Genomic DNA, 23445 nt, shown 5'->3' with positions numbered 1-23445 from the left:
CAGGGTATAAAAAAAGGTTGCACAAGGGCAACCTGGTTTCTTTGGGGGTTTCTGCTTTGCAGCGAACCGTAAAACCCGTTCCTATCTCAGGAATAATAATTCGCGGTATTTTGGCAGGTACCACTCATTGTCATCAACCAGCAGTTCCAGTTTATCCACGTGGTAACGGATCCTGTCGAAAAAGGCTGATTTTACCTTTTCTTCGTAGGCGATAGCTTTTTCCCTGATGTCTTCGAGTTTATTGCAAACTTTCCGCGCTTCGATCATTTGTTTAACCAGGGTACTGGTCGTATTGATGTGCTCGGAAATTTTGTTCAGGATTTGTTTTTGACTGGCGTAACCTTCCTCTGGTATCCCTGCCGCCTGCAAGCTCGCAATATTCTTCGCCAGGAGGTTCTGGTAGCGGATGGAAGGAGGGAGGATCATACTCGAAGCCATTTCCCCCATCAGCCTGCTTTCAATCTGAACTTTCTTCACATATTTTTCCAGTTCTACTTCGTGGCGTGCATACAGTTCAGAATTCGAGAAAATGCCATTGTTCAAAAACAGGTCTACATTTTTCTTTTCGATCATTGCATCCAGCGCATAGGGAGTAACTTTTACATTTGGCAGTTTTCTTTTCGCTGCTTCATCTTCCCATGCCTGGCTGTATCCGTCGCCTTCAAACAATACCTTTTCACTGCTTACGATGTACTCGCGGATCACATGCATAATGGCAATTTCCTTCTTTTCGCCTTTTTCAATGAGTTCATCCACTTCCCTTTTAAATTCTTTCAGGGTCTGTGCCATAATGGTATTTAAAACCGTCATGGGATTGCCGCAGTTGGCAGAAGATCCTACTGCGCGGAATTCAAATTTATTCCCTGTGAAAGCAAAAGGAGAGGTACGGTTCCGGTCGGTGTTGTCCATCAGCACCTCAGGAATATTTTTGTGGATGTCCAGCTTCAGCATGCTTTCGTCCTGCTCGTCCATCCCCTTGTACACCCGCTCTTTAATTTCATTTAATACTTTGGTCAGGTATTCTCCGATGAATACTGAAATGATGGCAGGAGGTGCTTCGTTGGCTCCCAGCCTGTGATCATTTGGCGCCGATGCAACGGAGGCCCGCAGAATTTCGGGGTAATCGTGAACAGCCTTGATCGTATTCACAAAAAAGGTCAGGAACATCAGGTTCGTCTTAGGCGTTCTGCCTGGAGACAATAGATTGATCCCGGTATCTGTTGCCAGACTCCAGTTGTTGTGTTTGCCGCTTCCGTTCACGCCGGCGAAGGGTTTTTCGTGCAACAAGACTCTTAGATTATGTTTCAGCGCGGTGCGGGTCATGACGTCCATCAGCAGGGTGTTGTGATCCACCGCTATATTAGCTTCTTCATAAATAGGTGCGCATTCAAACTGGCTTGGAGCTACTTCATTGTGGCGCGTCCTCAGGGGAATACCCAGTTTATAACATTCATTTTCAAACTCGCGCATATAGGCGTAAACCCTTTCCGGGATGGCAGCAAAATAATGATCTTCCAGCTGTTGATTTTTTGCCGAGTTGTGTCCATACAAAGTTCTCCCGCACATGATCAGATCGGGACGGGAAAGGAAAAGACCTTCGTCTACAACAAAGTATTCCTGTTCCCAGCCAAGCGTGGGTGTTACCTTTTCTACGCTCCGGTCGAAATAGCGGCACACTTCGACAGCTGCTTTGTCGAGCGCTTCGATGGATTTTAGAAGCGGCGCTTTATAGTCCAGGGATTCTCCCGTATAGGATATGAAAATAGTGGGAATGCAAAGTGTTCTGCCGTGGTTCATCTCCACGATAAAAGGAGGGGAAGAAGGATCCCAGGCCGTGTAACCCCTGGCCTCAAAGGTGGCTCTTAGTCCGCCGTGGGGAAAGGAAGATGCATCGGGCTCCTGTTGAATCAGGGAATCACCTGCAAACTCTTCAACGGGGGTACCATCACTTTTCAGCGTGAAAAAAGAGTCATGTTTTTCAGCGGTTGCGCCGCTTAATGGCTGGAACCAGTGCGTAAAATGGGTCACCCCCTTTTGTTCAGCCCAGGCACGCATGCCGTTGGCGATTTGATTGGCCACATTCCGTTCAATTTTCTGCCCGGATTCAATGGACGCCACCAGGCTTTTGTAGGCCTCGTCGCTCACGTATGCCCGGGCCGTTTTCAGGTCGAAAACGTGTGACTTAAAATAACTGGTCGTTTTAGGCGTGGGCTTGCTCAGGTCTTCAATAGAAGTCTGAAGATTGGATAAAGCGGAAAAACGTAATGACATTTACTTAAATTTTTTGCAAATGTATGTGGAAAATTCGCAACAAATATCAAAATTTGGAAAAAATTACAGAAAATATGAAATATTTTAACCGACTACCTCGTTTCGTGCCGTATTTATATTAAAATATACATATTATTGTAATTCTGATATAACTAATTTCGTTTTTCCCGGGGGATTCCGCTAGGCTGCGCAGGTGCCGGCAGTGGGAACAGGATCGAGCGGTATCGGGCAAAACACATCCCTGGATTTAGCTGGTGAATTGCTTTTTCTTTATAAACAAACTAGTTAGTAGATTTGCCGGATTCAATTCGGTTCCGGGGCATTCGGCCGGGACCCAAACAAAAGCCTTTATATGGTCATAGTCTGCGCTGAGAGGGTTGCGGTCTGACTGAAAGGCATCGAAAGCAAAAACATAAAAAATCCTGAAATGGAAATAACAGTAAAAACAGCAGAGCAATTAAGGTTGACCGGGGAAGAGTTTGAACTGATTAAACAGAAATTGGGGCGCACGCCCAACTTCAACGAGTTATGCGCCTTTTCTGGCATGTGGAGTGAGCACTGCAGTTACAAGAATTCTATCCGATGGCTGAAAACTCTGCCGCGCGACGGAGGTCGTATGCTGGTGGCCGCAGGTGAGGAAAATGCCGGCTTGATGGATATCGGCCATGGACTGGGCGTCGTATTCAAAATTGAATCCCATAACCACCCTTCCGCACTCGAGCCTTTTCAGGGGGCTGCTACGGGTGTAGGTGGAATCCACAGGGATATATTTACTATGGGTGCGAGACCTATTGCTGCCCTGAATTCTTTGAGGTTTGGGAAGCTCGACGAGCCGAGGACCCAGCATCTGCTTGCTGGAGTAGTTCATGGAATTGGACATTATGGCAACTGTTTTGGCGTGCCGACAGTTGGGGGTGAAATCTATTTTGATCCCTGCTATCATACCAATCCGCTCGTAAATGCGATGAGCGTGGGCATTGTGAAAGTTGGTGAAACTATGTCGGCAACTGCGAGCGGAAATGGAAATCCAGTCATGTTTGTAGGAAGCGCAACGGGAAAAGACGGTATCGGCGGTGCGTCTTTTGCCTCAGCGGAAATCACATCAGAAAGCGTCCAGGATCTGCCTGCTGTTCAGGTTGGAGACCCATTCCAGGAAAAAAAGTTGCTGGAAGCCTGTCTGGAAGTAATAAAAACCGGTGCTGTGGTGGGTATGCAGGATATGGGTGCCGCCGGAATTATATGCTCCACCGCTGAAATGAGTGCCAAAGGCGGCGTAGGAATGCGTATTGACCTGGATAAAGTTCCGACGCGCCAGGAAAATATGAAAACCTGGGAGCTTCTGCTGAGTGAAAGCCAGGAAAGAATGTTACTGGTTGCGGAAAAGGGTAGGGAAGATGAAGTGACCGCCATCTTTAGCAAATGGGATCTGCCTTGCGCGGTGATAGGGGAAGTGACAGATGATGGCATACTGAATTTTTATATGAACGGCGTTCTGGATGCTTCTTTACCTGCGAATGATCTGGTGCTTGGTGGAGGTGCTCCACAGTACGAACGTGAATACCGTGAGCCCGAATACTTGAAAAAAATCCGTGCATTTGATCCGGCTTCAGTACCGGTGCTTGAGAACTTAAGGGAAGTGGCAGAAACGCTAATCAATCTTCCGTCCATTGCTTCCAAGCGGTGGATATACAATCAGTATGACAGCATGGTGGGAACCGTGAACGCCAGCACCAACGCCCCTTCTGACGCTGCGCTAGTCAGCATAAAAGGGACCGCAATGGGCCTGGCTGTCACCACAGATTGCAACAGCCGCTACGTCTTTGCCGATCCTTATAAAGGAGCCATGATCGCGGTGAGCGAAGCTGCCAGAAATATTGTTTGTAGCGGCGGACAACCTCTTGGCGTAACGAATTGCCTGAATTTTGGCAATCCTTATGATCCGGAAGTTTACTGGCAGTTTGTACAGGCTGTAAAAGGGATGGGTGAGGCCTGCCGGAAATTTGATACACCGGTTACCGGCGGGAATGTAAGTTTCTATAACCAGAATCCTGATGGCCCTATTTATCCGACACCAACGATCGGTATGGTGGGTCTCCTGGAGGATCTGGACGCTAAAATGACCCTGGATTTCAAAAACGAGGGTGACTTGATTTATCTCCTGGGCCGGCAAACTGACGATCTGAATTCCTCTGCCTATCTTACGGCAATTCACCAGGTGGAATATTCTCCCGTACCCGAGTTTGAATTAGAAGAAGAACGCAAGCTGCAGCAACAAATCAGCACGCTTATCGCCAAAAAAATGATTCTTTCTGCCCACGATCTGAGCGAAGGCGGGTTGTTTGTAACACTGTGTGAAAAAGGATTTCCGCGTGAACTGGGTTTTAATTTAAGTCAAAACAATTCCGTTCGCAGAGATGCATTTCTTTTCGGCGAAGGGCAGAGCAGGGTGGCGGTAACTGTTAAATCCAACAAAAAAGCTGCCTTTGAAAAAGAACTGGGCAGTCTGCCTTTCGACCTGATTGGGATGGTTACCAGCGGTGAAATCAGTGTGGACGGGGATGACTGGGGTAATATTACTGATTGGAAAACTTCTTACGACACTTCAATTGAAAGGCTCTTGGAGGAAGAGCTGGCTTCGGAAGCAATGGGTGGACTTTAAGCCGGGAGCTGAAACGGATAAGAAAGAATACCATCAAATAAATATAAAGATTAACACATGAAATGTCCATAAAAATTTTCGAGCAGATTCATACAAAAAGCGATGAAAATTTTCTATGGTAAATCACATGTGACCATTGAAAATATAAAAATTAAGACATGAATATCGCGATCATCGGCGGAGGCAACCTGGGTTCGGCTATCGCCGAAGGACTTTTGAAAAGCGGGTTTTGCAGGCCGGAAGATATGATCATAACTAAACGCAACCCCGATACGCTGAAACACTTGGTTGAGCGGGGTGTTGCCGTGATAGCAAACAACGGAGAGGCTGTGAGGAAAAGTCAGCTCGTGATCCTGGCGGTAAAACCATACCAGGTAGAGGGCGTGTTGGAAGGGCTCGGTAATGATTTGAACGAAACGCATATTCTGGCTTCAGTCCTGACGGGGGTTAGCATCGCTGATATCCGGAAGCTGGTGAAGGTATCTATTCCCCTTTTCAGGGTTATGCCCAATACGGCGATAGCGATTCAGCAAAGCATGACTTGCATCAGTCATGATTTGGCCACCCCGGAGCAGGTTCAGTATATTACAGATATGTTTAACAACCTCGGAAAGGTAGCTATGATCGATGAGAGCCTGATGGATGCGGCGACCGTTCTGGGCGCTTGCGGCACTGCTTATGCGATGCGGTATATCCGGGCGAATATCCAGGGCGGTATAGAAATTGGTTTCGATGCGAAAACAGCCAGCCTGATTGCCGCGCAAACAGTAAAAGGAGCGGCAGATCTGCTGCTGCGAAATGGCAGTCACCCCGAGCAGGAGATCGACAAGGTTACCACGCCGAAAGGGTGCACAATTGTAGGTTTAAATGAAATGGAACACCAGGGATTCAGCTCCTCACTGATCCGGGGAGTCATTACCAGTTATAAGAAAATACTGGAAGATTGATCATCAGATCTTTTATAGAGGTTTAGACAGGTTGATGCCTGCATGCGGGATTGCCTTACCGATTGCGCGGAGAACTCCCCTGGGTAGACAATGGCTGCGTCAACCTGGATCTTTTCCACAATCCACGCACAGGATTTTTCAAATAAAAATCTATTTCCGGCATTTTTTCTATCTTTGTACGACCTCTCGAAATTTTTTCCAGATTATTTCAGCCGGTCACTTTATTGAATAGGATTAAGATCATGGGTTTTTAGGATTTCTTTTCCTGGAGAATATGAATGTAAGATCCCTGTATAGGTATTGACATGCATTTTTCAGGATTTTTCATGCCGGGAACTTAATAATAGAGCATATGTCAAAATACGTATTTGTAACGGGAGGTGTTACCTCCTCTTTAGGAAAAGGAATTATTGCTGCCTCGCTGGCTAAACTCTTGCAGGCACGGGGACTTAGAGTCACTATTCAGAAATTTGATCCATATATCAACATCGATCCCGGAACCCTGAATCCCTACGAACATGGGGAATGCTACGTGACCGATGACGGTGCAGAAACCGACCTGGACCTGGGTCATTATGAGAGATTTCTGAATATCCCTACTTCCCAGGCAAATAATGTCACCACAGGAAGAATTTATCAGACTGTAATAAATAAGGAACGTGAAGGGGCTTATCTCGGCAAGACCGTTCAGGTGGTTCCGCACATCACCAATGAGATCAAAAGGCGCATGATGCAGTTGGGCAGCACTGGGAAATTTGACATTGTAATAACCGAGATTGGCGGTACCATTGGAGATATTGAAAGCCATCCGTTTGTAGAGTCTATCCGTCAGTTGCAATGGGAGCTGCCTGAAGAAGACACGGTTGTGATTCATCTGACCCTGGTACCCTATCTGAATGCAGCCAAAGAGCTCAAAACCAAGCCCACCCAGCATAGCGTGCGGATGCTGAGCCAGGAAGGCGTAAGCCCGGATATCATTGTCTGCCGTACAGAAAAATCACTCACACCAGAGGTTAGAAGGAAAATCGCGCAGTTCTGTAATGTGAAACAGGAAGCAGTGGTTGAAGCAGCGGACGAGAATACCATTTATGAAGTGCCGATAGCCATGTTAAGGGAAAAGCTGGATCTGATCTGCCTCAGGAAGCTGGGAATCACTGAATTCCACGAGCCGCAGCTGGATAAATGGAGGGAGTTCCTGAACAAGTTAAAATACCCCAGGACGGTTGTTAAGATAGGTCTGATTGGAAAATACATTGAGTTGCAGGATGCTTATAAATCGATCCTCGAAGCCTTTGTGCATGCGGGCGCAGTAAATGAATGCCAGGTCCAGATCAAGAATATCCACAGCGAAAACCTTAACCGGGAAAACGTGGACGAGAAGCTCTCAGGTCTGGACGGACTACTGGTTGCACCGGGGTTTGGTGTCAGGGGAATAGAAGGTAAGATCGAGGCAGTGAGATTTGCCCGTGAAAAAGGACTGCCCTTTTTTGGGATTTGCCTCGGCATGCAGATGGCGGTCATCGAGTTCGCGAGGAATGTCCTGGGTAAACCCGGAGCAAATTCTACGGAGATGGATGAAAACACCGCGGACCCGGTAATTGCACTGATGGAAGATCAGAAAAAAATCTCAGAGAAAGGGGGAACGATGCGGTTGGGCGCTTATGATTGTGCAATAGCACCCGGTACACTGGCCCATGATATTTACAAGCAGGATACAATCAGCGAAAGGCACCGCCACCGTTGGGAGTTCAACAATGACTATCTCAAAGAATTTGAGCAGGCGGGGTTAGTTGCCAGTGGTAAAAACCCGGAAACCGGCCTGGTAGAAATTATCGAACTGCCTGGGCACCCTTACTTTATCGGCGTCCAGTATCACCCGGAACTTAAAAGTACAGTAGAGAACCCGCATCCGCTATTTGTTAGTTTCGTGAAAGCTGCAATTCGGTTCTCGATGGAAAAGAACAAGGTAATGGCGGAGGCTGACGCACCCGCGATAGGATAAATTCCGGCGTTATTTTGCGTAAAACAGGAATTTCGGGATGCAACGGGCACTTGTCGGGTTGCCATCATTTATAATCTCTGTTTGTCGTATCTTTGCGCCTCAAAAAATGAAAAGTCCCTGATGAATTTTGATCGCAACACCGTGATGGGTTTTATCCTTTTGGCGGTACTTTTTTTCTTTTATTTTTTTTATAATAATAAACAGCAGGTGGCCCATCAGAAGGAGCAGGCCATGAAGGACTCCATCGCCAATGCGCTGAAGCCAAAGGTAGATATCGCTACCGCTCGTCAGGATTCACTCCGGGCAGATTCAATGAGCCAGGTCTCAAAAGCAGGCAATTTCCTGCATGCGGCCAATGGAACTGAACAACTGGTGTTTGCTGAAAACAGTCTCTTTAAGATTGCCTTTACAAATAAAGGCGGCCAGCCAAAATACGTAGAGCTGAAGAAATTCAGGAATGCGACTGATAGTCAGCTCGTGCGACTGGCAGCTTCTACTTTTAATAAGCTCAGCTATCCCATCAATACATCCTCCAGTCAAAGCGCACAAACTGCAAATTTGTATTTCAGTAATGGTAGGGTAGAGGACGGCCCTTCAGGAACAAAAGTGGTAAGTTTTCAATTGGGTGGTAACGACAGCCTGCAATCCAATGCAGACCTGGTTCACCAGTTTATTATTTACCCGGATGATTACAAGATCGATTTTAATATTCATTTTGCACATCCGGAAAGTCTGCTTACAGGTAACCAGCTCAATTTTGTCTGGCAGTATGAAGCGCATCAGCAGGAAAAAGATATCCATTTTGAAAAACAGAATACGCAGATCGGATATCAGGAGAATGGGGCGTTTGATTACCACACTATCGGCAGGAAGAGTAGTGTGGAATTTTCAAAGCCGGTTAAATGGATCGGTGTCAGACAACGATTTTTCAACACTTTTCTGCTGGCAGGAAGTGATTTTTCGGGAGGCAGGCTGGATTGGACCATACCTTCGGATGACGAACATGTGATTGTCCAGAGTACGGCGAGTCTGCAAATGAAGGTAACAGGCGGCACCGTTCCGCTGAGTATTTATTATGGCCCGTCCGACTATAACCTGCTGAAGAAGTATGATCACGGATTGGCCAAGCTGGTCAACCTGGGACAGGGTATGTATGCTTTTGTCCGCCCCCTGAATCAATACGTCATCATTCCGGCTTTCAATTTTTTCAAATCATTCTCTCATAACTACGGGATTATCATTGCCCTGTTAACCCTGATCATCAGAATCCTCATATCCCCGCTTACCTACAAAAGCTATTTGAGTGGTGCTAAAATGAAAGTCCTGAGACCGGAAATCGCACTACTAAAGGAAAAGTTTGGTGCCGACCAGCAGGCGATGAGTATGGAGCAAATGAAACTCTTCCGGGAAGCAGGCGTTAATCCGCTCGGAGGCTGTATCCCTGCTTTGTTCCAGATCCCCATCTTTTTTGCGTTGTATAGTTTTTTTAACGCGAGTGTGGATTTGAGGGGAGCTGCATTCCTGTGGGCGCACGATCTTTCTGCATTTGACGATCCCATCAAGTTTGGGCTTCACATTCCCCTGCTGGGGTCGCATCTGAGTCTTTTTACGTTAACCGCCACCCTGACCAGTATGGCTATTTCAATTTATGGGATGAGCATGTCGCCTGATCAAAGCAATCCCATGATGAAATATATGCCCTATATTTTCCCGGTGTTCATGTTGTTTTTCTTCAACAGTATGCCAGCTGCGCTGACCTGGTACTATACTGTATCTAACGTGGTCACTTTGGGGCTTCAGTTTGTCATTCAAAACTATATCATTGATCATGATAAGATCCTGGTAAAAATCCAGGCAAACCGGAAGAAACCCAAAGGTAAGTCGAAGTGGCAGGAACGCCTGGAACAAGTGCAGGTACAGCAAAAGGAACTTCAGGATAAACAGAGAAAAGCAAAGAAATAAAGATATCGTTTGAATCCGGGACCAACAAGTTCCGGATTTTTTAAGCAACCCTCTGGCTGATTTCCTTCGTCTGTGAATTGTAAGCGAGTATGAGAGCGCTGTTTCCACGAGAGGGCACATGGCAAATCTGATTTTTAAACCAGAAATGATGAAATCCCCTGGGGATTGAAGTTATAAGGAAAGGCAGGAGGAGTAGCCTGGAAAGTATAAAGGCTCATGGGACCGTTTTCCGGAAAAAATTGTAGCTTCATGTGCTAATTGTCAGTTTTTTAAGCTACTGAAACGTCTCCCGCTCGTCGGGCCTAAATTAAAATTAAACTCGGTATGAACAAGTTGTTTCTGGTGTTACTGGTGATGATAACAGGCAACACTGTGCTGGCTCAGAAAAAGTTGACGGAAGCCACCATTTATTATGATTTTGTGATCAATACGAACAATACTACGCCACGGGCTGCCGATATGCTGGACGGGGCGACCAATATTATCTATATCAAAGGTGGATCGGCCCGGTCTGATATGATCAGTTCACTCGGTACCCAATCCACCATACTTGATGGGAAAACGAATTCGGTTACCATTCTGAAGGAGTATGGCGACCAGAAATTCATGATCACGCTGACGCCGGCGGAATGGAAAAACATCAACAAGACTTACGACGGGGTTGTTTACTCCATCGAGAATGAATTTAAAACCATCGCGGGATATAACTGCCAGAAGGCAACGGGCAAACTACCAGATGGTACCAGTTTTGTGGTTTATTTCACGCGCGACCTGCTGCCGGTTAATAATGAATTGGCGCCAATTAACCGGAATTTGCCTGGACTAGCGATGCAATACGAAGCCAAAAAAGGCAAGGCGACGGCTACTTATATTGTCTCCAATATCGATTTTTCTGTTGTGCCTCTTTCGCGGTTTGACCTTCCCAAAGCCGGTTACCGGGTCATGACTTACGAAGAAAGCCTGAAGGGCAGGTAAAAAATGCTTTTTCGGGGAGCATGAGTTATTCAGCGATCACGCAAATTGCTGAAGATCAGCATATCTGATAACACATGAATTCCAGGTTTGAATGCAGCTACAAAATTAGCGGGGTTGTATTGGGCGCACTGTCAGCCGAAGTAAAGAAGGTTGCATCTTCTGGCCTGTGTCTGGCAAAAAAAAACGCTGAATGGTATTCAGCGAGGAGTATCTTTCAATTAAAAACTATTCTTAAAAAAGACTTCTTAATCCAATATTTGGGTTGAACGTGATTCTGCTTAAAACGGTCTTCTTATAGGGGAGCACAAAACTGTTCTGGCCTTTTTGATAGGTAATCGAAGTATTCAGATTAATGTAATTATAGTCAGGTTTCTGATTAATCACCTGTTCCCCACGGAACTGAAGCCCGGAACGAAGTGAAAAGGTTTTGATTTCCTTTACCGGTGCGTTTTCCAAAATCAGGTTTTTGGGTTTTTCCTTTCCGAACTCCCCTTCATTAACATCGCCCGACGCATAGGAAACGCCTCCTAAAACCAACAGAAACAATGTGTTAAATATAATAGATTTTAACATTGTATTAATATTTTATGTTAGCGTTTTAACAAATTTACATAATATACGGCAAATTTACTAAAAAATTTTATATTTTATTTAACCAAAGACAAAGAATATGCCAAAAAAGTTTTAAACAGGTGGGGAAACCTGAAAATTGGAAAAGAACTATTTTTTTCGCTAATTTGTTATCGAATTGCCGGAAGGGTGTTGAAACACAAAAACTACAGACATGAAGGAGTTTTCTTATAGTGACGGGCAAAAGGAAGAAATGGAAGAGCTGATCTTTCGTTATGAGTCGCAGCAAACGGGGAAGTCAAGTGCGTACTTTGAGGAAGAGGCTTTTGAAAAAATTATTGAATATTATGAATCCCGTGAGGAGTTTCGCAAGGCTATGAAAGCCGTGGAAACCGGTATGGAGCAATATCCGTACTCCAGTTCCCTGTTGGTAAAAAAAGCCGATTTATTGCTGGATAAGCGGCATTATCAGGAAGCCCTGGATTTGCTGGACAGAGCCTATCTTTTCGACAAGAATGATATCGACCTATATATATTGAAGACTGAAGCCCTTCTGGCGCTTGACAGGCAGGATGAAGCCGTTGAATTGCTGCAGCTGTCGCTGGACCGCTTTGAAGGGGAAGAGAAGGTGGAGTTACTGTTTGAACTGGCGGACGTTTACGATGACTTTGAAGATTTTGACAAGGTTTTCGATTGCATCAGAGCGATCCTGACCCAGGAACCCACCAACGAAGAAGCCCTTTATAAAATTTGTTTCTGGACTGATTTCACCGGCAGAAATGCCGAGAGTGTTGAACTGCATCAGCGAATTATTGATGATTACCCATACAATGAATTAGCCTGGTTCAACCTTGGGGCTGCTTACCAGGGCATAAAACTTTATGAAAAGGCCATTGACGCTTATAAATATGCGATCGCTATTGACGAAAAATTTGATTATGCTTATCGGAATATTGGTGATGCCTACATCAGACTGCGCAAGTACAGGGATGCGATAGAGAACCTGGAGAAGGCACTCGAACTCACCAAGCCTGAAATGGTTCTGTTCGAAGCTATTGGATATTGCTACGAGAAGATCAAAAACTGGGCCCAGGCGAGATTCTACTACAGAAAAGCGTCTCACCTTGATCCTGGTAATGCCCTGCTGTTCTACAAAGTAGCGTTCACCTATTTCAAAGAACAAAAATGGGAGTCGGCGGTGAAACAACTGGAAGTAGCCCTGAAAATAAAGCGAAACAAGGCGGAGTTTCACCTGTTGATGGGCGAGTGTAAACTGGAATTGGGCTTTGCAAGGGAAGCCGTTCAGTATTTCATGAATGCGGTACGGATTAAACCTAAGTCCCGTGCGGGATGGGAGGCGCTGATACATAGCCTTTACAAAGCAGAAAATTATGAGCTTGGCCTGGAGCAACTGCAAAATGCACGGCTTGCGGTCCCGGGAAATGTTGCTTTTATTTATTATCAGTCCCTCTTGAATTTTGCTTTAGGCAGGAGAAAACAAGCGCTGGAAGACCTGGAGGAAGGTCTGAGTCAGTCGCCCGGCTTTGTCAGGAGATTTATTCAGTTCAACCCGTCCTTATTACAGGACCAGAAGGTGACTGAACTGATCATTAAATATAAAAAGAAAAAAAAGCGGAGAAAATAAGATCCGCCCCGCCCGTTGGCCAGGAGCAAATCAGATTTACGGCGATATTGTGGAAAATTAGCCGCAGGCAAAATCTGAAATACCATACTTTTGCTGTAGAATTAATTGCATTATAATGAAATTTAATCTCTCTCAATTGCCGGAAAGGAACCAGCATCCAAGAACAAATGGCATCACGATGGTCATGGACAAGGGTCTCAGCCTTGAAGAAGCAAAAAATTTTATGAGCGTTGCCTCTCCCCATGTTGATTTTGTAAAACTCGGGTTTGGAACTGCCGTAGTATCGCCTCACCTGGAGGAGAAAATTGCGGTTTACAAGTCACATGGCATGGCCGTATATTTTGGGGGGACGCTCTTTGAAGCCTTCCTGGTACGTAACCAGATCGACGATTATATCCGGATCTGTAGTGATTTTGGTATTGAGTACATGGAGATCAGTGATGGATCCATTACGATTCCACATGCAGAGAAATGCGGTTATATTGAAAAAATGACAAAGCATGGCACTGTATTAAGTGAAGTCGGTTCAAAGGACGCCACACACATTATTCCTCCCTATAAATGGATCGAACAAATGAAAGCCGAACTTGAAGCAGGTTCATCCTATGTCATTGCCGAGGCCAGGGAAGCCGGAAATGTAGGAATTTACCGAGGGACCGGCGAGGTGCGGGAAGGTCTGGTGCAGGAAATCCTTACGCAGATCCCTGAAGCGAAAATTATCTGGGAAGCTCCTCAAAAGGCGCAGCAACTTTATTTTCTTCAATTGTTGGGGTGCAATGCGAATCTCGGAAATATTCCACCATCCGAAGTTATTGCCCTTGAGGCCATGCGGATAGGGTTGAGAGGTGACACGTTTACCCTGTACCTGAATAAAAACGTGACGGCCTGATGCGTCTCTATGGCCTGATTGGTCACCCTCTGGAACAATCCTTTTCCAAAAAATATTTCACGGATAAGTTTTTGAGGGAGGGGATCAGGGATACGGCCTATGAACTCTTTGAACTGGAATCTATCGACCTGTTCCCCGGATTAATCAAGGAACATCCCAGCCTTCGCGGGTTAAATGTCACGATACCTCATAAAGAGACAGTTATTCCATTTCTGACGAGACTGGATGAACATGCCGCTGCCATTGGTGCTTGCAATTGCATAAAAATATCCAACGACGTACTTACTGGGTTTAATACTGATGCTCCGGCTTTTGAGCAATCGCTGATGCCTCAACTGCAGCCATTTCATAAAAAAGGGCTTATTCTGGGTACTGGGGGAGCGTCTAAAGCAGTAGCCTATGTGCTGAAGAATCTGGGGATTGAGTTTTCGTTCGTTTCCCGGAACCCGATGCAGGGGCAACTTAGTTATCAGGATCTAACCAGGGAGACCATTGAAAGCCATAACCTGATCATCAATACAACTCCGCTGGGGAGTTTTCCAAAAACGGGCGGGGTTCCCGATCTGCCTTATGAATATATTACGAGTCAACATTATTTGTATGACCTGGTCTATAATCCGCCCCTGACGCTATTCTTGCGAAAAGGCAGGGAGAGGGGAGCCTCTGTCAAAAACGGTTACGATATGCTGGTGGGACAGGCAGAGCGAAGCTGGGAGATCTGGAATTCATAAACCCGGGTTTGTGGCGCAACAAGTTTAAAACGATAGCTGTGGCGGGTTGGAATTTTGCCGGAATATTTCTGTTTGCCGGGATCTTTCCTGTTGGTCTGATTTGGCCGGGAACTTGAAGGTCTGCAATACCTGTTAACGGCGGAAAGCCTTCTTCAGAGCGGGTTTATAGGCAAACATGATAATTATCATAGTAGTCAATCCTGATTCAGCGACATAAAATGCTATTTTTAACTTTTGTTGATCGCAGACGCAACGATCGCTGCTGATCGCAAAAATGAACTATTTTATATATTATAATAATATTTATGCGATATGCAGGAGATTAAATTTTACAGCGGGGAGACGATACCGCTTGAATTACATAAGGCGAGAATTGTACAAAAGCTGAATCTTGTCCCCATTGAAAGAAGGCTTGAAGCGCTTTATGAGGGAGGTTTTAATACCTTCAGGCTGAGCACGAAGGATGTCTTCCTGGACATGCTTACCGACAGTGGCACCAATGCCATGAGCGATAATCAACTGGCTGCTATGATGCAGGCTGACGATGCTTACGCCGGCTCCCAGAGTTTTGTGAAGCTGCAGAAAGCAGTCGAAGAAGTGTTGGGGAAAAAATATTTCCTTCCGGTTCACCAGGGGCGGGCCGCGGAAAATATTATATCTAACGTTTATGTCAAGCGTGGGAGCCTGGTTCCCATGAATTATCATTTTACGACAGCCATGGCCCATATCACACAATACGGCGGGAAGATAGCCGAACTGTTGTATGATGAGGCCTATGTTGTGGACTCATCCCATCCTTTCAAAGGAAATATGAACCTGGACAAGCTGGAAGAGATCGTAAAAATTCACGGTCCGAAGAATATTCCATTCATTCGTATGGAGGCTTCAACCAACCTGATCGGGGGGCAGCCATTCTCTGTGCAGAATCTCCGGGATGTGAAGGCCATCGCAGACAAATACCAGATTCGTCTGGTTCTTGATGCCAGCCTGCTCGGCGAAAATGCTTACCTGATCATGAAACGCGAGCCGGAATTCCAGTCGTCTTCCATGGGTGATATTATCCGGACGATGACAGAACTTGCCGACCTGGTATATTTCTCTGCAAGGAAATTAAGTTCTTCGCGCGGCGGCGGTATTTGTACCAATGACCTGGCGATCTATAGAGAGCTGGAAGCGCTGGTACCGCTTTTTGAGGGATTTCTCACCTATGGGGGAATTTCCGTACGCGAAATTGAATCGATGGCCGTAGGGCTATATGAGACCTTGGATGAAACCATGATCAGCCAGAGCCCATCATTTATCCATTACCTGGTGGAGGCGCTTCACGCGAATGGAGTACCTGTTATCCGACCGGCCGGTGTTTTGGGCGCTCATGTGGATGCCATGCAGGTTTGCGCGCATATACCCCAGAAAGAATATCCCGCCGGATCATTGGCTGCCGCGCTGTTCCTGGTCTCCGGGATCCGGGGTATGGAAAGGGGATCTATCTCCAATCAGCGTGACGAATATGGCAATGAAACCTACTCCGACATGGAATTACTTCGCCTCGCTGTTCCGAGAAGGGTGTTCACCTTATCGCAGATTAAATATGTGGAGGACAGAATGACCTGGTTGTATCATAACCGCGAACTGATCGGCGGACTGAAATTCGTGTATGAGCCGCCGGTATTGCGCTTCTTCATGGGCGGACTGGAGCCAGTTAACGATTGGCCGGAGAAATTAATGGCGAAATTTAAAGAAGATTTCGGGAATAGTTTGTAACAACCATTTTCCTCAGAATATAAACCGCCTTGTGTAACTACAAAGCGGTTTTTTTTTAGGATCGTTTTTTTGGAGTTGTTTTCTTCGCGGTGGTTTTCTTCTTAGCAGCCGTTTTCTTTGCCGCTGTCTTTTTGGGTGCAGTTTTAAACGCCCCGGGCATTTCCGCTTCGATCATTTTCTTTACCTCTTCCAGGGGAATAACAGCCAGTTCCTCCTTATCATATTTTGAGCCGTCCGCTTTCTTACCAATCTTGATCATTTTTTTGCTAAAGCGGATGAAGGGGCCCCAACGGCCATTTTCCAACGCGATCTTCTCCTCCGGCCATTGCTGAATATACCTGTTGGCTTCTTTGTCAATTTTTGCTTCAATGAGTTCCTCAACATCCGACTGCGACAAATTGTCAAACGGATAACGGCGGGGGACATTAATAAACATGCCATCCCATTTAATAAACGGACCAAACCTCCCTTTGCCTTTGGTAACAGGTTTACCCTTGAATTCTGCGATGGGCGCATCGGCTTTTGCTTTTTCTTCAATTAGGGTAACTGCCCGCGAAAGATCTACCGCCAGCGGGTCCTCACCGCGCGGCAGGCTGATGAAGTCGTCGCCCCACTTTACATAAGGCCCGTACCGGCCGATATTTACAGATACCTCCCTGCCTTCATGTTCACCAAGTGCTACCGGAAGCCTGAAAAGTTCGAGAGCTTCGGCAAGTGTGATCGTTTCTATGCTTTGTCCCTTTTGCAGTGAAGCAAAACGAGGGGTGTCTTCATCATCAGCGCCTCCGATCTGGATCATCGGGCCGAATCTTCCCATACGTGCGTAAACCGGCTTTCCACTTTCGGGTTCCACACCCAGTTCACGTTCTCCCTTAATTCTCTCAGCCTGTTCGATGGTTTTTTCCACATCCAGTTTGAATGGATTGTAGAAGTCATCGATCATGTCATTCCAGGCCAGCTTTCCTTCCGCTACCTCATCAAACTCGTTTTCAATCCGGGCGGTGAATCCATAATCCATAATATCCTCGAAGTACTGTTTCAGAAAATCGGTAACAACGAGGCCCAGATCGGTTGGGAATAATTTCGCTTTCTCCGCCCCCGTAATTTCCTGTTCCGTGGATGTTGTGATTTCGTTATTTTTCAAAACCAGCACCCTGAACGCCCGCGGTGATCCTTCCTTATCGCGCTTTTCAACGTACTCGCGCTTCTGAATGGTAGATATGGTAGGTGCATAGGTGGATGGGCGACCAATACCCAGTTCTTCAAGTTTCTTCACTAGTGATGCTTCGGTGTATCTCGGCGCCGGACGGGTAAATTTTTCCGTTGCACTCATTTGAATCAACTGTAGCTTTTGATTTAGCTGCATCAACGGAAGCACGCCATCCTGAACCTCATCATCACCCAACTCTTCCTCGTCCTTATCTTCCCGGTAAACTTTTAAAAATCCTTCAAATTTGATAACTTCCCCAGAAGCGGTTAAATCTTCACCATTCGTTGAAATTCCTATTTTGACATTCGTTTTTTCAAGTTGTGCATCCGCCATCTGGCAAGCCATGGTACGTTTCCATATGAGTTCATACAGTCTCTTCCAATCGTTGTTCGTGACTGTTGTATTATTCATATAGGTCGGTCTGATAGCTTCGTGGGCTTCCTGTGCACCCTGGCTTCTGGTTTTATATTTCCGGAACTGGTGGTAGTTCTTTCCATACATCTCCGTCACCGTATGATCAATATCTGCCAGTGCCGCATTGCTGAGGTTAACGCTATCCGTACGCATGTAAGTGATCAGTCCGTTTTCGTATAATTGCTGTGCGATCTGCATGGTCCGGTTAACACTATATCCCAGCTTACGGCTGGCTTCCTGCTGCAAAGTCGAAGTGGTGAAAGGTGGTGCAGGCGACCTTTTGCCTGGCTTCACCTGGATGTCTTTAACGGTGTATTCAGCATGAAAACAAGACTGAAGGAATGTCTGGGCATCCTGTTCCTGATCGTATTTTTTTCCGGTTGCTTTGAATGAAGCTGTTTTTCCCGCATTGTCATTCGTATTAAACAGGGCTTCAATCCTAAAGGCCGACTGCTGCTGAAAGGCGTTGATTTCCCTTTCCCTTTCCGCGATCAGTCTCACGGCCACACTTTGCACCCTTCCTGCGCTCAGGTTATTTCTTACGCTTATTTTGCGCCACAGCACCGGGCTAAGCTCAAAGCCAACAATCCGGTCCAGGATGCGGCGCGCCTGTTGGGCTTTAACCAGATTCATGTCCAGGGTACGGGGCGTTTCAACGGCTTTCTGGATAGCGGGTTTGGTGATCTCGTGAAAAACGATCCGCTTGGTTGTATCAGCGTCAAGACCCAAAACTTCACAAAGATGCCAGCTAATGGCTTCTCCTTCGCGGTCCTCATCCGTTGCGAGCCAAACCTCGCCACTTTTCTCCGCCAGTGATTTGAGTTCCCTGACTACCTTGCGTTTATCCTCCGAAATAATATATCGCGGTTCGTAATTGTTTTCCAGGTCAATACCCATTCCGGCTTTTTCCAGGTCACGGATATGTCCAAAGCAACTCTTCACCTGGAAATCTTTTCCGAGGAATTTCTCGATGGTTTTTGCTTTTGCCGGACTCTCTACGATTAATAAATTCTTCGCCATTAATTATGTTAAATAGACTGCTGTTTCGGCCACAAGATTAGGATATTTTTTATAAATCCAAATTTTTTATGATGGAAATCAAATGCAAAAGCTGGGATGTTGCTCACAGAAACATATCAAAATGAACTGTTTCGGGGTTCTGTTTTCATCGGCTGCCCTGTATAATAAGTATCAGTTTTACGCTGGACTTCGCGCGAGAAAATCAACGGCTTGCGCAACCACCTGTTCATCCCGGTAGATGTCCCGGTGTCCAAGTCCGCTCGTAAACGTAACATTCAGATTCGGCATGCCCAGCTCTTTTGCTTCCATTGCGTCTTTAACCGGCGTTACCTTATCGTTCAAATCGTGTATCCACAGCACCTGCCCTTTAATGAAAGGCAGACATCTTTGAATGGTAAACCATTCGATCGGCTTACCGGTAAGGTGCTCTATTTTCCCAATAAAATAGTCCCGGACCTGTTTATCGTTGATCTTCATTTGTCCGAAAAAAATAGAGGTAAGCTCGGAGAGATCAGAGGCCGCTGCGATAAAAACCAGGTTGATCTTCTGGTTCTCAGGCCATTCCGCAACGGCAAATGCAGCCGCCATGCAACCCAAAGAATGTCCCAGAATTCCATCGACCGGCCCAAATTTTTCCAGTATCATCCGTATCATATCCCGGTATTGGATTACTGTAATTGTATTCCCTTTACTTCGCCCATGCCCCGGAGCGTCAAAGGCGATGACTTCGCAATTCATGGAAATAAGAGCTCTGACGACGTGGACAAAATTGACTGATGCAGACCCGAATCCATGCACGATCAGGATCCTCCTTCCGGCACCTTTGTTCCACTGATACCCTTTCAGAACCAAACCGTCCAGATTAAGCGTCAGCTCATTTGCTTTCTTGACAAACGGGGTTGGTTTGTAAATTGTTTTGTTGAATGGCGTACAAAAAATTTTAAAGGCCAGATTTGCGGCTCCTTTCTTAGACAAAAGTCCAAGCGTTCGAATGCGCCGGATATAATAGCTTTGTGCTAATTTTTGTATTTTCATATTTTGACGGGGCGAAGTTATCGCAGAAAAATTAAAATGACGATCTATGAATGTTGTGTTGATCGGCTCGGGCAATGTGGCGGCTACACTGGGCAGAAGATTCGTAAAAGCCGGCCACCGTATACTACAGGTACTGAGCAGGAACGCCAAAGCCGCATCAGAACTGGCTTATGAGTGGAATACTGCGTCAGCGAATTATAACAGTTTAATTAATAAGGAAGGCGACGTTTATATTATCGCGGTTTCCGACAGTGCCATTGAAGAAGTAGCCAGGGATTTAAGATTGCCAGACAAAGTAGTCGCTCATACGGCTGCTTCCGTGAGGATGGAGGTCTTATCACGCGTAACCCAGCACTATGGCGTATTTTATCCGCTGCAAAGCCTTAGGAAAGAATCAGACGCCGGAATGACTATCCCTATTTATACTGAAGGTGCGACGGAGAAATCGGATGCGGTCTTACAGGAGCTTGCAGCATCCATTTCGGGGAAAGAGGTTTATCAGGCAGGGTTTGACAAACGCGTTAAACTCCACGTTGCCGGAGTGATCCTGAATAATTTCATCAATTATATCTTTTCGCTGGCGGAAGACTATTGTAAGAAAGAAGGTATCGCTTTCTCGGAGTTGCTGCCACTGGTCAATCATACCATCGAAAGGCTCGAAAAAGAATCACCGGCAGAGATGCAGACGGGCCCGGCTTATCGTCATGATTACGCAACGGTTGACAAGCATATTGAATTATTGCAATCGCATCCGGATTTGCAGAAGCTGTATGTATTTTTATCGAAGCAGATCATGGGGGAGTAGTGCGGACACTTGGGGTTTTTATCAATTGTGTCTGTAAAAGCTTAACTTCATTATTCAATGCCATTTTATGCGTTTATTTCGCGGACTTCTGACATTTGCTATTACGATATTACTGATCTGGACACTCAACCGCCCATGGGGTAAGACCATCCCGATGCCCCTGGGCAGTTTTCTGAGCCCGCAGACAGGATTCTGGCAAAACGCAGAGGATGTGCATAAAAGTTTCAATCAGCGCCTTGATTTTTCGGAATTAAAAGGAAAGGTGAATGTTTATCTGGATAGCAGGCTGGTTCCGCATGTATTTGCCGAGCACGATGAAGATCTGTATTTTGTACAGGGATACCTGCATGCGAAGTTTCGGTTGTTTCAAATGGATCTTCAGACGAGGGCGGCAGAAGGCAGGATCAGTGAGATTGCCGGAGCAGGCGCGATAGCCTACGATAAGGAACAGCGCCGGCTGGGGATGAAATTGGGTGCTGAACATGCATTGCTTTCCATTGAGAAAAATCCTGGTGCATTGAAATTGTATTCAGCTTATACGGCGGGTGTTAATGCCTTTATCCATTCACTGAAAAAAAGCGAATTTCCGGTTGAATACAAGATTCTGAATGTTGAGCCGGAAGAATGGTCCAACCTGAGGACCGCCTTGTTGCTTCAAATGATGGCCAAAATGTTGTCATCAGGAACAGCAGAAGATCTCACTTACACCAATCTGAAAACAGTACTCACACACGAGCAATTGCAGACGCTGTTCCCGCAGGTTCAGGATTCAACGGTTCCGATCGTTCCCAGGGGAACGTTTTTTCCTAAACCGCGCGAAACTTTTCGGGCCCCGGATAACGCAGATTCCGTTTATTTCCATGGGGGAGAAGGAGGGCCGGCTAATGTGGTGTCGAACCCCAATCCTGACAACGGAAGTAATAACTGGGCGCTGGCCGGTAGTAAAACTGCTTCCGGGTACCCGCTCCTGTGCAACGATCCGCATCTTGAATTATCGTTGCCTTCGATTTGGTACGAAATGCAACTCAGTACACCAGGAAACCGAACCTATGGAGTGTCGCTTCCGGGGTCTCCTTTTATCGTGATCGGATTTAACGATAGCATCGCATGGGGAGTAACCAACTCTCAGCGTGATGTAAAGGATTACTACCGGATCAGATTCAGGGACAAGAGTCGGAGGGAGTATTGGTATGAGCATGAATGGCGTCCAGCTCAGCAAAGGATAGAAGAGATCCGGGTGAAATCGGCGCCGGCAGTGTTTGATACCGTATCGTATACCGTTTTTGGTCCCGTTATTTATGACGGAAGTTTCGGGGATGATGCCATGAATCCGCGCCATGAAGCGCTCGCAGTTAAGTGGGTGGCACACGAATTGGGTGATGAAGGTTATCCATTTTATCAATTGAACCATGCCAGAAATTATGACGATTATTTACAGGCGATCAGAGCGTTTGATTGTCCCGGTCAGAATTTCGTCTTTGCGTCAAAGTCGGGGCATATTGCAATCTGGCAGCAGGGCCGGTTTCCCAATCGCTGGTATGGTCAGGGATTATACGTGATGCCGGGCGAGGACAGCAGCTACCGCTGGCAGGGGTTTATTCCGCAGGAAGAGAATCCTCATGCCGTCGATCCTGCGCAAGGATATTTATTCAGTGCTAACCAGCGGCCTGCAGACTGGACCTATCCTTATTTTATCCCGGGTTTGTATATTACTGCGAGAGCACAGGCCATAGATAGATTTCTGTCGCCCATGCGGGCAGCTACAGTGAATGATATGATGAAACTCCAGAATAACGTCTACAACATAATGGCAGAGGAGATGCTGCCGATACTTTTCAGCCAGGTAGATGTAACGCAACTCAAACCGGTTGCCTACCGGTATTATCAGGAGGTTAAGAAATGGAACCTGTTGGCAAGCCCGGAGTCTCGAGGGCAAACCATCTACCAGACCTGGTTCGATAGCCTGAGGACAGGGATTTGGAGAGATGAACTTGAAAAAGCAGGTCCACCCTTCATGTTGCCTTCAGAACAAACTACGATGGAAATCCTGAAGCGGGATCCAACGGCTTATGGATTTGTGGACAATAAGAATACACCGGAAATTGAGACACTCAGAGAGGTGGTGACGGCGTCGCTTAACAAGGCATCCGAACCGCTGGCCGGGGCCGAAATCGCGGGAAAGCTTTCCTGGGCTGCTTTTAAGCAGGTTACCATTTATCACCTTTTGAGGGAAGACCTGATGCCGTTTGGCATTACGGGTCTTGATGTCGGGGGATGGAGAAATACGATCAATGCCGTGACAGACACTCATGGGCCGAGCTGGAGAATGATTGTGCAACTTTCAAGCGAGACTGAAGCATATGGTGTTTATCCGGGCGGGCAAAGCGGAAACCCGGGAAGCCGGTATTATGACAATTCGGTGAGCGACTGGGCCGGGGGAAAATATTATCGGCTATGGTTGATGAACGAGGACGAATGGAAAGATCCCCGGGTAAAATTTACTATGTCCTTTTCCGGAGTTGCGCAGCCGAGAGGGTAATGTTAAGTAT

15 protein-coding genes are annotated in these 23445 nt (G+C 46.4%); 11 read left to right on the top strand and 4 right to left on the bottom strand.

The features are described from left to right. Positions 1-81: 81 nt before the first annotated feature. Positions 82-2271 carry a glutamine synthetase III family protein gene (locus tag AC3WS5_RS12335; protein ID WP_492467688.1) on the bottom strand — a complete coding sequence of 730 codons (2190 nt, stop codon included), beginning with the start codon at positions 2269-2271 and terminating at the stop codon, positions 82-84. A gap of 427 nt (positions 2272-2698) precedes the next feature. On the opposite strand from AC3WS5_RS12335, the gene purL reads away from it, so the two are divergent. The 5 genes from purL (at position 2699) to AC3WS5_RS12310 (ending at position 10816) form a co-directional block, all read left to right on the top strand. Further along, on the top strand, positions 2699-4930 hold the full coding sequence (gene purL / locus AC3WS5_RS12330) for a phosphoribosylformylglycinamidine synthase subunit PurL (RefSeq protein ID WP_492467687.1): 2232 nt from the start codon (positions 2699-2701) through the stop codon (positions 4928-4930). 158 nt (positions 4931-5088) lie between these two features. Next, positions 5089-5877, top strand: a complete 789-nt coding sequence (proC, locus tag AC3WS5_RS12325; RefSeq protein ID WP_492467686.1) for a pyrroline-5-carboxylate reductase — start codon at positions 5089-5091, stop codon at positions 5875-5877. Positions 5878-6229: 352 nt separating this feature from the next. Further along, positions 6230-7879: a CTP synthase gene (gene pyrG / locus AC3WS5_RS12320; RefSeq protein WP_492467685.1), complete on the top strand. Its 1650-nt coding sequence runs from the start codon at positions 6230-6232 to the stop codon at positions 7877-7879. 120 nt (positions 7880-7999) lie between these two features. Beyond that, positions 8000-9841, top strand: coding sequence for a membrane protein insertase YidC (yidC, locus tag AC3WS5_RS12315; RefSeq protein ID WP_492467684.1), 1842 nt, complete (start codon positions 8000-8002; stop codon positions 9839-9841). A 324-nt stretch (positions 9842-10165) separates the two neighbouring features. Further along, complete coding sequence (locus tag AC3WS5_RS12310) at positions 10166-10816, top strand: hypothetical protein (RefSeq protein ID WP_492467683.1); 651 nt, start codon at positions 10166-10168, stop codon at positions 10814-10816. 231 nt (positions 10817-11047) lie between these two features. On the opposite strand, the gene AC3WS5_RS12305 is transcribed toward AC3WS5_RS12310, so the two are convergent. Continuing rightward, entirely contained in the window at positions 11048-11389 is a 342-nt protein-coding gene (locus AC3WS5_RS12305; protein WP_492467682.1) for a hypothetical protein, read from the bottom strand. Positions 11390-11600: 211 nt separating this feature from the next. On the opposite strand from AC3WS5_RS12305, the gene AC3WS5_RS12300 reads away from it, so the two are divergent. The 4 genes from AC3WS5_RS12300 (at position 11601) to AC3WS5_RS12285 (ending at position 16412) form a co-directional block, all read left to right on the top strand. Next, complete coding sequence (locus AC3WS5_RS12300) at positions 11601-13031, top strand: tetratricopeptide repeat protein (RefSeq protein WP_492467681.1); 1431 nt, start codon at positions 11601-11603, stop codon at positions 13029-13031. Between the two features lie 115 nt (positions 13032-13146). After that, positions 13147-13920: a phosphosulfolactate synthase gene (locus tag AC3WS5_RS12295; protein ID WP_492467680.1), complete on the top strand. Its 774-nt coding sequence runs from the start codon at positions 13147-13149 to the stop codon at positions 13918-13920. Next, positions 13920-14651: a shikimate dehydrogenase family protein gene (locus tag AC3WS5_RS12290; protein ID WP_492467679.1), complete on the top strand. Its 732-nt coding sequence runs from the start codon at positions 13920-13922 to the stop codon at positions 14649-14651. The genes AC3WS5_RS12295 and AC3WS5_RS12290 overlap by 1 nt, the downstream gene beginning before the upstream one ends. A 312-nt stretch (positions 14652-14963) precedes the next feature. After that, complete coding sequence (locus tag AC3WS5_RS12285; RefSeq protein WP_492467678.1) at positions 14964-16412, top strand: tryptophanase; 1449 nt, start codon at positions 14964-14966, stop codon at positions 16410-16412. Between the two features lie 55 nt (positions 16413-16467). On the opposite strand, the gene topA is transcribed toward AC3WS5_RS12285, so the two are convergent. Both topA and AC3WS5_RS12275 read right to left on the bottom strand, forming a co-directional pair. Continuing rightward, a complete protein-coding gene (gene topA / locus AC3WS5_RS12280) occupies positions 16468-19056 on the bottom strand; it encodes a type I DNA topoisomerase (RefSeq protein WP_492467677.1) in 2589 nt (862 codons plus the stop codon). A gap of 177 nt (positions 19057-19233) precedes the next feature. After that, on the bottom strand, positions 19234-20091 hold the full coding sequence (locus AC3WS5_RS12275) for an alpha/beta hydrolase (protein ID WP_492467676.1): 858 nt from the start codon (positions 20089-20091) through the stop codon (positions 19234-19236). Positions 20092-20137: 46 nt separating this feature from the next. On the opposite strand from AC3WS5_RS12275, the gene AC3WS5_RS12270 reads away from it, so the two are divergent. Then, positions 20138-20896 (top strand): Rossmann-like and DUF2520 domain-containing protein, encoded by a 759-nt coding sequence (locus AC3WS5_RS12270; protein WP_492467675.1) that lies wholly within the window; start codon positions 20138-20140, stop codon positions 20894-20896. A 67-nt stretch (positions 20897-20963) separates the two neighbouring features. Further along, a complete protein-coding gene (locus AC3WS5_RS12265; protein ID WP_492467674.1) occupies positions 20964-23435 on the top strand; it encodes a penicillin acylase family protein in 2472 nt (823 codons plus the stop codon). The last annotated feature ends 10 nt before the right edge of the window (positions 23436-23445 follow it).

The organism is Niabella sp. CPT15-335-S11, assembly GCF_058792415.1.
Note: the sequence above shows the minus strand (reverse complement) of the source record. Positions and strands in the feature narration are given on the sequence as shown.

Excerpts from the sequence above, each read along its gene's own strand:
- AC3WS5_RS12285 (WP_492467678.1), top strand. The coding sequence starts at position 14,964 with ATGCAGGAGATTAAATTTTACAGCGGGGAGACGATACCGCTTGAATTA.
- AC3WS5_RS12310 (WP_492467683.1), top strand. The coding sequence starts at position 10,166 with ATGAACAAGTTGTTTCTGGTGTTACTGGTGATGATAACAGGCAACACT.
- AC3WS5_RS12335 (WP_492467688.1), bottom strand. The coding sequence starts at position 2,271 with ATGTCATTACGTTTTTCCGCTTTATCCAATCTTCAGACTTCTATTGAA.
- topA (WP_492467677.1), bottom strand. The coding sequence starts at position 19,056 with ATGGCGAAGAATTTATTAATCGTAGAGAGTCCGGCAAAAGCAAAAACC.
- AC3WS5_RS12290 (WP_492467679.1), top strand. The coding sequence starts at position 13,920 with ATGCGTCTCTATGGCCTGATTGGTCACCCTCTGGAACAATCCTTTTCC.
- AC3WS5_RS12265 (WP_492467674.1), top strand. The coding sequence starts at position 20,964 with ATGCGTTTATTTCGCGGACTTCTGACATTTGCTATTACGATATTACTG.
- purL (WP_492467687.1), top strand. The coding sequence starts at position 2,699 with ATGGAAATAACAGTAAAAACAGCAGAGCAATTAAGGTTGACCGGGGAA.
- pyrG (WP_492467685.1), top strand. The coding sequence starts at position 6,230 with ATGTCAAAATACGTATTTGTAACGGGAGGTGTTACCTCCTCTTTAGGA.
- AC3WS5_RS12305 (WP_492467682.1), bottom strand. The coding sequence starts at position 11,389 with ATGTTAAAATCTATTATATTTAACACATTGTTTCTGTTGGTTTTAGGA.
- proC (WP_492467686.1), top strand. The coding sequence starts at position 5,089 with ATGAATATCGCGATCATCGGCGGAGGCAACCTGGGTTCGGCTATCGCC.
- AC3WS5_RS12270 (WP_492467675.1), top strand. The coding sequence starts at position 20,138 with ATGAATGTTGTGTTGATCGGCTCGGGCAATGTGGCGGCTACACTGGGC.
- AC3WS5_RS12275 (WP_492467676.1), bottom strand. The coding sequence starts at position 20,091 with ATGAAAATACAAAAATTAGCACAAAGCTATTATATCCGGCGCATTCGA.
- yidC (WP_492467684.1), top strand. The coding sequence starts at position 8,000 with ATGAATTTTGATCGCAACACCGTGATGGGTTTTATCCTTTTGGCGGTA.
- AC3WS5_RS12300 (WP_492467681.1), top strand. The coding sequence starts at position 11,601 with ATGAAGGAGTTTTCTTATAGTGACGGGCAAAAGGAAGAAATGGAAGAG.
- AC3WS5_RS12295 (WP_492467680.1), top strand. The coding sequence starts at position 13,147 with ATGAAATTTAATCTCTCTCAATTGCCGGAAAGGAACCAGCATCCAAGA.